Genomic DNA, 7665 nt, shown 5'->3' with positions numbered 1-7665 from the left:
CCTTGGTCGGTATGAGATTCCTCGGCCACTTCGTGTCCTCGGAATGACAAGCACGACGCCGTATCTCGTGCGGCGGTTTTAAAAAAATGCTAAGCAGCCCCCCTATGCCCTGGATCTACCTTATCGTCGCCGGTTTATTGGAAGTCACCTGGGCCCTCGGGATGAAGAAGTCCGAGGGCTTCACCAAGCTTTGGCCCAGCCTTTTCACGGTCGCCGCGATGATCTTGAGCTTTTATTTTCTGGCCAAGGCTTTGAACCGGATTCCCATCGGCACGGCTTACGCGATTTGGACCGCCATCGGAGCGGTGGGAGTGGCGATCTGGGGGATGGTCTTCTTTGGCGAATCCGCGGCTTGGCCCCGCTTGCTCTGCCTGGCCTTGGTGGTCGCCGGTATCTTCGGTCTCAAGCTCACCTCGGGCTAAATCATCGGCTCTTCCAAGCGCTTGAACTGGCGGATCTCCGGGAAAAGCCGGGTCCAGATCAGGACCACCGCCAGAGTCCCGGCGCCGCCGATCACCACCGCCGGCACCGTCCCGAACCAAGCCGCCGTCAGGCCCGACTCGAACTCGCCCAGCTCGTTCGAGGCTCCGATGAAGATCAAATTGACCGCGCTGACCCGGCCCCGCATTTCGTTGGGCGTCTTGAGCTGGACCAGGACGCCCCGGATCACGACGCTGATCATGTCGGCGGCGCCGAGCAGGAAGAGGCAGAAAATCGAGAAATAAAAATTGGTCGAGATACCGAAAAGGATAATGAAGACCCCAAAGAGCCCGACGCAGACCAGCATGGTCGAGCCGGCCCGCTTCATCGGCGGCAGGTAGGCCAGGGCGACGGCGGTGAGACCGGCGCCGACGGCCGGCGCCGCCCGCAAGATGCCGAGACCCTCGGCGCCCACTCCCAGGATGTCGTTGGCGTAAACCGGGAGCAGGGCGACGGCGCCGCCCAAGAGCACCGCGAAGAGGTCGAGCGAGATGGTGCCCAGGATCACCCGCTTCTCGACGATGAAGCGAAGGCCGGCCATCAGGGTGTTCCAATTCATCACCGACTTTTCGATGATGACGCTGCGATAGCGCATGGCCGCCACCAGGACGCAGGAGGCGAGCCGCATTCCCGCGACGACGAACAGCACTTCTTCGACCCGGCCGAACCAAGCGTAGAGCCAACCGGCCAGCATCGGACCGGCGATGAAGCCGAGCTGGAAGATCGAGGAGTTCCACTTGACCGCGTTGCTAAAGTGATCCGCCGGCACCAGCTGGGGCACGATGGCCTGGCTCGAAGGCCCGTCGAAGGCGTTGGCGGTGCCGGTCAGGAAGACGAGGGCATAAATCCCCACCAGCGATTTCACGTCGAGGCCGGCCACCAGCGCCAGCCCGACGACCGCCAAGAATTGAAAGATCCGGCAAATCAGGATCACCCGCCGCCGGTCGAAGCGGTCGGCGACGTGGCCGGCGAAGATGGTAAAGGCGATTTTGGGGACGAAGAGGGCCAGGCCCAGATAGCCCAGGTAGATCGGGTCGCGGGTCCATTCGTAAATCCACTGGCCCAGCGCCACGTTCATCATTTGATGGCTGCTCCAAGCCAGGAAGCGGGCCGAGATAAAGTACCGAAAATCGCGGGATTGGAAAGCCGCGCGGGGGTGGACGGCCGGGGACGCGGGGGGCGACATAAACTCCTTATCTTGAGCAAGAATTAATTTCTTTTTGGCGAAATTGCGAATAAAAAAGCGGATAATGGAGGCGAGGTCCTATGGGTGACATGAGCGTTTCCAATCAGCGACCGCCGGAGACGCCGGCGGCCGAGCAAAGCCAGCAGGCTCAGCAAGCCGACCAAGCCAAGCAGGCCCAAGACGCCCAGCGGGCCCAGGCCGAGCAGCTCAAGCAATCCCAACAACAGCAAGCCAAGCAAGAAGAGCCCTCGACCATGTCCTTCGAGTTCCTATCGGCCTTCGAGACGATCTTTCAGGAAGGCTATGAGAATTACCGGGTGCCCCAGAGCAGCGGCGGCGCCGCCACCAACACCGAGACCCGGGGCCAAGACTTGCAGCGTGACATGCAGGTGATCCGAGAGTTCTTCCGCGAGGCTTCCCGGCTCTTCGCCGGCCAGAAGATGGAAATCTCGCAAATGCTCAACCACCTCAAGGCCGAGCAAGGCGGGATGTTCTGGAGCCGGCTTCAGCAAGTCTTGCAAAAGGGAATTCCGGTCCATCAAGCGGTGGTCTTTCAGAAGACCGATAAGGACGCCGGCGACATCAAGCACAAGTTCGGCTCGCCCGAAATTCCGACCGCCTTGGGCGAGAAGGCCGGCGAGGCCGCCAAGCTCGGCCAAATGGCGCGGCCCGGTTCGGCGATGCTCGAGCTGATGCGGGCCGAGGCCAACCCCACTTCCCAGGTCGAGCATGCGGTCCTGGCTCTCCAAATCCTGCAGCGCGACGGGATGACCGACTCCTCGCAGAAGGTCATCGGCTATTTGAAGAAGCGCTGGGGCTTGAGCGACGAGCAGATGCAGCGCTTCCTCGCCGATCACAAGATTCCATTCTACATGGGGCCGATGGCGACGGCCGACGCCGGCGAAAGGTCCCGGGGCAGCTTTTGGTACATCTTGGTGGCCGTGGCTTCGGTTCCGGTGGCCATGCTGGTCGGGATGGATTTGCTTTGGTCGGCCATCATCGGCATCGCCATTCTGGGCTTCGGACTCATCCTCACGGCGCAAAAGAAAGATTGATCTTCGGATGTCATCCTGAGGACCCGAAGGGCCGAAGGATCTTTACCACCCAAGGAGGTCGCAGGTCCCTTGTGCCCGTATTTTGGGTATTCGCTAACGCTCAGGATGACAATGACGCGCCGCGCCTATCGTTTTCGCAACAAATCGTCGATAGTACCGAGCGTTTGGGCAGGGGTGTTGCTGATCATTAGGGGCACATTTGTCACCGCCACGTCCTTCCAGCCTTGGGCCTGTGGGACCGGTCCTTCCTCCGACCGCGTCCGTTCCTCCACTTCAAAAGATTGAAGATCAACTCAGAGCCCTGCCGGAGTATTACTCCCGCGAAAACTTGCTGCCGCGCCTCCTTCACGGTTATTTCCGCGAAGCCCGAATCCAAGCCGAGCTTCGCTTCGGAAGCGGCGTCTTGGCCGTCGAAAACTCGCCCGATCTCTACTTGCGGGAGGGAGCCGGGATTTGCGCCGAGGCTCGGGTCCGCCAGGGCCGGCTTTCCTTCCCTCAACCGCTGCGGCTCGGCGGTTTCTACGCCCTCGGCGGGCTCTACGATTTCTGTGCCGTCGACACCGATGCCGCCGGGAAAATCCGCCTGAAGAGCTGCTTTCCCTCCCTGCCCAAGGACAGCGACATCACCGAGCCGGTGTTGAAAGGCCCGCTGGCTCGGGCTTTTCCCGAAAAGAAAATCCATCCGCTTCCCTTGGCCGACTTGCTGAAGGCTTTTACTCAATCGCCCGAAGCGGGCGGCGGCGACGATCCCTTGCTCTCGGCACTGCGCCAGGTGACGCTGAAAGCCGAAATTCCCGGCGAAACCTGGGTGGTGGATCCTCCGGGCACTCCGGGCGGCTCCTGCCATCCTTTGAGCGCGGGCTTGGAAGCCTACCTCGACCTGCCTCGATTGAAAGACAACTTGGCGGCCGGCCTTTGGCGCAGCTTCGACTTCTCGGGCTTGGAGCGCGGCAGCAAAGTTCTGTGGCCGCATTTCGACTTGTCGCGCCTGCCGCTTCCCGAGGGCTGGTCGATCCCCGAAGGCTTGGCCGACCTGGAGATTCGGTATTTTCCGGAAGAGGGTGCGACTCGCCTTCAAATCCGGAACATGAAGGCCCGCGCCCAAATCGCGCCGCTGTTCGGCGAGTCCGAAATCATTCTTCAGGGGGCGGCCAATTTGGTTCTGCGGCGGGGAGGCGAGATCGAGCTCGAAGCCGAGGGCTTGCGGGTCGAGACGCCTCTGAATGCGATCGAGGGCGCCGGCTTGCCCAATCTTTCGGTCATCCTCGACGGCTCGGCCCGGGGAAGCTTCAAAAACGGCAGCTTCGCCCTCGCCGGGTCCCGCTTTTCTTTGCGCGATCTTCAATGGCAGGTGCCGAAGGAGCATCCTGCGCCGCTCGGCTCCAGCGGTCTTTCCTGGTTCGGAACCTTGGTCGGGCAGGGCGAGGTCGAGTATGAAGGCGCCGGCCGGACTTGGAAGCGCCTCGACTTCGAGCTCAGCGGAGACTTGGCGATCCTCCAAGCCGAAGGAGCGTCGCTCCTGAAAGCCGAAGGCTTGTCGGTCGATCTCAAGGGAGATTCTCAACGACTCACCCTCGAAGGCGATGCCGTGGCCTTGAATTATGGCGCCGCCGCGATCGAGCCTCGGTTTTCCTTCGTGCTGAAGCCGAAGCTCGAGGGCGAAGATTGGGGGATGGATGGCGAAGGCACCCTGAAGCTGCGCGGGCTCAACGTCCCGCTCGCCTTGGTTTCGGAGCTGGAGTTGAAAGCCGGCGCCAAGCAAGGCGAGCTCAAGCTCCCCTCGATCGCCTTCGACTATGACGGAAGGTCCTGGACCCGAAAGGGCCGAGCCGAGCTCCAATGGTCGGAGCAAGGCCTGGCCGGCCGGATCCGCTTGCCGGACCTCCCGGGCGGCAACGCCCTCGACTTGCGCTTGCGCCGGACCGCCGAATCGGAGCGGATCGCCGGCAGCTTCCAGTTTCGCCCTTCGCGCTTGCCGCTGGCCTCGGGCCTCTTCGCCGAAGATTTAAAGGTCAGCGGCTCCTTCACCACCGATCCGTGGAGCAGCCTGCTGGCCAAGCCGAGGATGAGCTTGAAGGCCCGCGTCGAAGGCAAGCTCGACGGCGGTTTAAGCGGGCCCTTTGACGCCGACCTGCAAGGCTCGCTGAGCTATTCGCCGGCGCGGCGCTCGGTCTTCCTTTGGCTCGATCCGCGGCGCGGTTCGGAGCTTCGGCTCGGCCCGCTGTCGCTGCCCGGCGAATCCCGAACGGTCGAAGGCGAATTCCCCCTCAAGGGAACCTGGCAAGCGGTTTTGCTCCCGAAAGGAATCTTGATCGGGGGCCGCGGCGTTGGAATTCAAGGCGGCGAAGTCAGGGTCGGAGACGGAAGCTCTCGGGCAAAGGCCGTCGAGGGCTTCGACCTCGTCGCCGATCAGCTCTGGAGCGTTCAAAACGGCATCGCTTATGCCGGCGGCGAGGGAATCCGGCTCGAAGCCCGAGTCGAGCCCTCGGTCTGGCTGGGCTCGAACGTTCAAGGGCTGGGGAGCCGCAAGGTCTTTCTTATCACCGATCAATTGCCCTTAAGCGCCGAGGCTTATTGGCGGCTCTTCGTGAAGAGCCTGAAAGCCGAGGGAGGACGCTGATGGTTTGCCAAAAGGTCAGCCCGCGGACGCTTCCCGACTTGCAAGCCTCGAGTCCGCGGCCCTCGCTCAACCTCAATCCGCTGACCAAGCCGTCTCAGGTTTCCCAGGATTATTATCTCTGCGATCAGGCCCAAGACCATCCGCTCTTGGCGAAGGGCGCGGTCTCGGTCAAGCCGCTGGCCACGCTCTATCCGACCCAAATTTTCGCGCCCCAGATTCGCTCGGCGCCGGCCTTGCCGCCGCCGCCGGACACTCCCTTGGCCAAGCTAATTTACGATCTGACCACCCAGTTGAAGGATTTCGAGCTCAGCGCCGACTTGAAGCTGCCGATGGAAGGCATCGGCCCGGGCCAAGTGCAGACCTTCACCCACGCGGTGCTGAAGGGGCCGGGGGCGGTCGTTCAGCTCGGCATCGATTTCAAGCCCTATGCCGGCCCGCAATCTTTGTTGAAGCCCTTCGAGCAAGTGCCCATCATCGGACCCTTCTTCATCGTCAAGATCCTCCGGGTCCAGATGAATCCCTCGAGCCGCAAGCTCGAGGCCAAAGTCCAATACCTTTGGTTCCCGGTGAGCAAGGACGTTCATGAGGATTACGTCAACAAGGCCGAGCTCGACCCCGACTTGATCCGCGGCAAAGGATGGGACCTTTATCAAGGTCTGCCGGTCTATAGCTGGCAGATCCTCGACATCGTGCTCAAGATCGCCGAAAGGCGCGGCTTAGAAACGGCTAAGAAAGTAGGCATCGATAAGGTCAAGCCGGTATTGGACAAGGCCGAAATTTCGATCAGCGGCGACTTCAGCAATGAAAAAGTCCAGCTCGGCGGCCTGGCCCTGCATTTCGCGCCCTTGGCTCCGGGCGAAAAGCACCGTTTGATCGTCGGCGGCTCGCTCTTGGAGCCCAAGGTCAAGGTCCATGGTCTCCGGGCGGCCGAATGGAAGGGCCGCGAGGGCGCGATCAAGCTGACCAATGCCGAGGAGCGGCTCGACCCGCTCGAGATTCAGCTCCGTTTCGATCCTCTCGGCAAACGCTCCACCACTTATGAAATCCCGTCTTACCGGAGCAAACGGATGTACTTGGAGGGGCGGGCCAAGCAGGATGACCTGCCGCTGCGCCTCGATCTCGAGGAGGGCATCGAGCTCAAGGGGCTGAAATTCCAAACCGACGCCTATGGGCCGCGAATCGACATCGCCAAGCTCAGCGCCCGGCGTTTGGCCTTTCGCGAGAAAGGCATTGAGCTGCGGACCAATCCCAACGACGAGGCGGTCTTCTCCGACGTCGTGCTGCGGATCGTCGACGGCAAAGTCCATTTCGCTGCCGGCTTGACCGGAAAGGCCACCGGCGAGCTTAAAGTGAAGTCGGGTGAAGACGAGATCGGCTTTCTCAAGTTCGAAGCCCTCCAAGGGAATGGAAGGCTTGAGGTGAAGCCGGCCCCCAACGGCGATCCGGTGGTGGACTTGAGCGGCAGCCTCAAGGCCCAATTGCCGGAGCTGCGCTTGCTCGTCCAATCCGAAAAGCTCAAGGCCTCGGTTAAAACTCAAGTTCGCGACGCCTCGGTGGCCGGCCTCGGCCGGCTGCGAGTTTGGCCGGCGAGCCAGCAGGCCTTGCTCGAGGGCGGCGCCGGCGACCAATCGATCCGAGTCCAAGGAAAGGGCGGGCGCGTCGTCTTCCACCAAGACACTTCCGAGGTCGAGGAATGGCCCGATCTCAAGAAAAGGCTGGGGCCGCTGCTCGCCAAGCAAGTCGTCACCGACTTTTACATCGAGCCGCAGGACATCGAGTTCAAGGTCGCCAAGATGGAGCTGGGCAAGGTCTCGGCGGAGCAGGGCCAGGCCGCGCTCGAGATCACCAAGGCCGACCTCGGGCCGATCCGGATCACCGGCGACGCCTGGGGCAAGCTTTTCGCGCGCTTGCCCGGCGGGATCTATTTTCCCTTGGCCATTCCCGAAAGCGCCAAGATGAAGGCCGCCAGCATCCGAATCGACCGCCTGCAAGACCTGCGCGACGGCAAGGGCCGGGAAGTCAGCTTTCAGAAGCTGGTCATCGCCGGCGAGGAGAGTCAGCCGACCTTTTCCAAAAAGGACCAAAAGCGCTGCGGGATCGACCGCCAGCACATCCACGCCTCGCTCGGACTCTTCCAATTCACGCCCGAAGACCGCGAGATTCAGATCCGGGACATCGACCCGCATTTCCACATTTATTTGAAGAACCCGGTGAGCGGCGGCTGCTTGAAGATCGAGTAGAATGGATGTCATCCTGAGCGAAGCGAAGGATCTGCGACCGGCCAAGAAAGTCTCTAAAGCCAAAGCCCCTTCGTTTCTACGGAA

General features: G+C 61.8%; 5 protein-coding genes. 4 read left to right on the top strand and 1 reads right to left on the bottom strand.

Annotated features, from left to right (window positions below; translation table 11 throughout):
• The first annotated feature begins 104 nt into the window (after nt 1-104).
• Entirely contained in the window at nt 105-422 is a 318-nt protein-coding gene (gene sugE / locus VJR29_12990; protein HKY64322.1) for a quaternary ammonium compound efflux SMR transporter SugE, read from the top strand.
• Here sugE and VJR29_12985 read toward each other — a convergent pair.
• The gene (locus tag VJR29_12985; protein HKY64321.1) at nt 419-1666 is read right to left on the bottom strand and encodes an MFS transporter; all 1248 of its coding nucleotides are present in this window, start codon (nt 1664-1666) and stop codon (nt 419-421) included. The two genes, sugE and VJR29_12985, sit on opposite strands and share 4 nt — an antisense overlap.
• 80 nt (nt 1667-1746) lie before the next feature.
• Here VJR29_12985 and VJR29_12980 point away from each other — a divergent pair, with 80 nt between their 5' ends.
• The 3 genes from VJR29_12980 (at nt 1747) to VJR29_12970 (ending at nt 7581) form a co-directional block, all read left to right on the top strand.
• Nucleotides 1747-2721: a hypothetical protein gene (locus VJR29_12980; GenBank protein ID HKY64320.1), complete on the top strand. Its 975-nt coding sequence runs from the start codon at nt 1747-1749 to the stop codon at nt 2719-2721.
• A gap of 328 nt (nt 2722-3049) precedes the next feature.
• On the top strand, nt 3050-5341 hold the full coding sequence (locus VJR29_12975; GenBank protein ID HKY64319.1) for a hypothetical protein: 2292 nt from the start codon (nt 3050-3052) through the stop codon (nt 5339-5341).
• The gene (locus VJR29_12970) at nt 5341-7581 is read left to right on the top strand and encodes a hypothetical protein (protein HKY64318.1); all 2241 of its coding nucleotides are present in this window, start codon (nt 5341-5343) and stop codon (nt 7579-7581) included. Before VJR29_12975 ends, VJR29_12970 begins: the two co-directional genes overlap by 1 nt.
• The last annotated feature ends 84 nt before the right edge of the window (nt 7582-7665 follow it).

The sequence above is a fragment of the bacterium genome, assembly GCA_035281585.1.
Taxonomy (GTDB): Bacteria; UBA10199; UBA10199; order DSSB01; family DSSB01; genus DATEDP01.
Note: the sequence above shows the minus strand (reverse complement) of the source record. Positions and strands in the feature narration are given on the sequence as shown.